This is a genomic window from Thalassotalea sp. G20_0, from assembly GCF_017744175.1.
In the GTDB taxonomy this organism is placed as follows: Bacteria; Pseudomonadota; Gammaproteobacteria; order Pseudomonadales; family Endozoicomonadaceae; genus Endozoicomonas.
The window spans coordinates 1-1,223 of record NZ_JAGHQV010000222.1 but is presented as its reverse complement, the minus strand read 5'-3'; the positions used below and the strand labels follow the sequence as shown (position 1 = coordinate 1,223).

1 protein-coding gene is annotated in these 1,223 nt (G+C 46.0%); it reads left to right on the top strand.

What is annotated here, in order from left to right:
* Positions 1-124: 124 nt before the first annotated feature.
* The coding region (locus J7438_RS25640; RefSeq protein ID WP_209278872.1) for an RNA-guided endonuclease InsQ/TnpB family protein at positions 125-1,223 on the top strand (1,099 nt) is incomplete at its 3' end.

The following is a 1,223-nucleotide window of genomic DNA, read 5'->3' as shown; positions in this document are numbered from 1 at the left end:
ATATATGGAAAACCTTTATCGAATGAGCGTAAAACCCCGTACTTCTAGTGCGGGGATGTAAGCTCCCAGCCCAACAGGGCTGGTAAAGATTGCAATTTACACAAAAATAGTTATTCTTGTAATTATGACTAAACGAGCTTACAAATACCGATTCTATCCAACGTCTGAGCAAGAAAAGCTACTTGCCCAAACTTTCGGCTGCGTACGTTTTGTCTACAACCATATCCTTCGCTGGCGTACCGACGAGTACTACAAGAACGGCAACAGTGTTAATTACAACGCAGCATCAAAGCAGCTTACCGAACTGAAAAAGAACCCTGAATATCAGTGGCTGAACGATGTTTCTTCAGTACCCATTCAGCAATCACTACGCCATCAACAAACCGCCTTCAAGAACTTTTGGGAAGGTAGGGCTAAGTACCCGACTTTCAAGAAGAGACACGCAAAACAGAGTGCAACTTTTGCTTCGTCTGCTTTCAAGTACAAAGATGGTCAGCTCTTCATTGCTAAAAGCAAAGAGGCTCTGAATATTCGCTGGAGTCGAGAACTGCCTTCCGAGCCCTCCAGTGTCACTATCAGCAAAGATCGTGCAGGTCGGTACTTTGTTTCCATGCTGTGCGAATTTGAAGCTAAACCAATGCCTATTAGTCACAAGACAGTGGGCATTGATTTAGGTTTGAATGATCTGTTCATCACTTCAGACGGTGAAAAATCCGGCAATCCAAGACACACCAAACGCTACGAGGAAAAGCTCGCCTACCTTCAGCGTCAGTTGTCAAAAAAGCAGAAAGGCAGTAGTAACAGAGCCAAAGCAAAGCTCAAGGTTGCACGTACTCATGCCAAGATCGCTGATTGCCGGATGGATGCTACCCACAAAGCATCCCGCAAACTCATTAACGAGAACCAAGTCGTAGTTTGTGAAGACCTTGCAGTGAAGAACATGATTAAGAATCCAAAACTGGCAAAACACATAGCCGACGCAAACTGGGGAGAATTTGTCCGACAGTTGCAGTACAAGGCAGAGTGGGCTGAAAGACAGGTCGTTCAGATCGACCGATTCTTTCCAAGCTCAAAGCGTTGCTCAGGTTGCGGGTTTGTCCATGAAAGTCTGCCGTTGTCTGTTCGTGAATGGGACTGCCCTGAGTGCAATACCCATCACGACAGAGATATTAATGCAGCCATTAATATTAAAACCGCCGGGCTGGCGGGGTTAGCCTGTGGAG